Source organism: Albimonas pacifica, assembly GCF_900113695.1.
Taxonomy (GTDB): domain Bacteria; phylum Pseudomonadota; class Alphaproteobacteria; order Rhodobacterales; family Rhodobacteraceae; genus Albimonas; species Albimonas pacifica.
Map to the genome: position 1 here is coordinate 1 of NZ_FOQH01000066.1, position 1,114 is coordinate 1,114.

1 protein-coding gene is annotated in these 1,114 nt (G+C 66.7%); it reads left to right on the forward strand.

What is annotated here, in order from left to right; genetic code table 11:
• Positions 1 to 130: 130 nt before the first annotated feature.
• Positions 131 to 1,114, forward strand: a 984-nt coding sequence (locus BM064_RS26685; protein ID WP_177236423.1) for a tetratricopeptide repeat protein, incomplete at its 3' end; no start/stop codon positions are given.

Sequence of the window (1,114 nt, forward strand, 5' to 3'; positions counted from 1 at the left end):
CGTTGAGAAGTCTTCCATGCAGCGATCCCCTTTCGAGGTCGCAAGACTCCTTCAGATCGCTCCGATCCGACAGGTGGGGTCCAGACGACGCTTACGCGCGACGCGCTTCCTGCGTGGACTGGAGCCGGACGTGCTCGGCGAATGGTTCGTGCTCACAGCGCTGAAGCGGGGAGAGGACTTCGCGCTGCTGCATCGCACGGCCTGGGAAATCGCGCCGAAGGGCATGGCGCGGTTCCTGACCCGCCTGGCGCAGGATTTTCCGACCGTTCCGGAGACGCTCCGGCTGCTGAGCGAAGAACCGCCGGGCGAGGAGGCTCTCGCCGCCTATGGGCATGAGTGTCTGGACATACTACGGGCGCTGCAGAGACGGAGAGTCGATCCACCTTCGCTCATTCTGAATGCTCTGCAGGCGGCGGCGGGTCGCAAGGACCCACGGGCGCATGCAGGGCTAGGGCACCTCTACTACGGCGGGATAATTGTCGAGAAGGACCATGAGGCCGCCGTTCGGCACTATTCGGCGGGCGTAGATCACGGCGATGTCGATGCGATGTCTGGACTCGCTCTCTGCAAGCATTACGGCGACGGTGTCGAGAGAGATCCGGCTGCGGCTCTCGCTTTATGGAGCAAGGCGGCGGAGCTCGGGAACACCGGAGCCATGGTCAACCTCGGCGTCAACCTCGCACAAGGCCTGGGCGCGAAGGCGGACCCGGCGGCGGCGAACGGCTGGTACCTCAAGGCGGCGGAGCTTGGGGTCGCCAGGGCAATGGTCTACCTAGGCAGCAATCTGGAGCGGGGGGACGGTGCGAAGGCGGACCCGGCGGCGGCGAACGGGTGGTACCTCAAGGCGGCGGAGCTCGGGGACGCCAAGGCTATGTTTATCCTCGGTATCAACCTCGAGCAGGGCGTGGGCGCGGACGCTGACGCTGCGGCGGCGAACGGCTGGTACCGCAAGGCGGCGGAGTTTGGGGTCGCCAGGGCCATGGTCTACCTCGGCAACAACCTCGCACAGGGCGTGGGCGCGGAGGCGGACCCGGCGGCGGCAAACGGGTGGTACCTCAAGGCGGCGGAGCTCGGGGACGCCAGGGCCATGTTCAACCTCGGCGTCGCCCTCGCA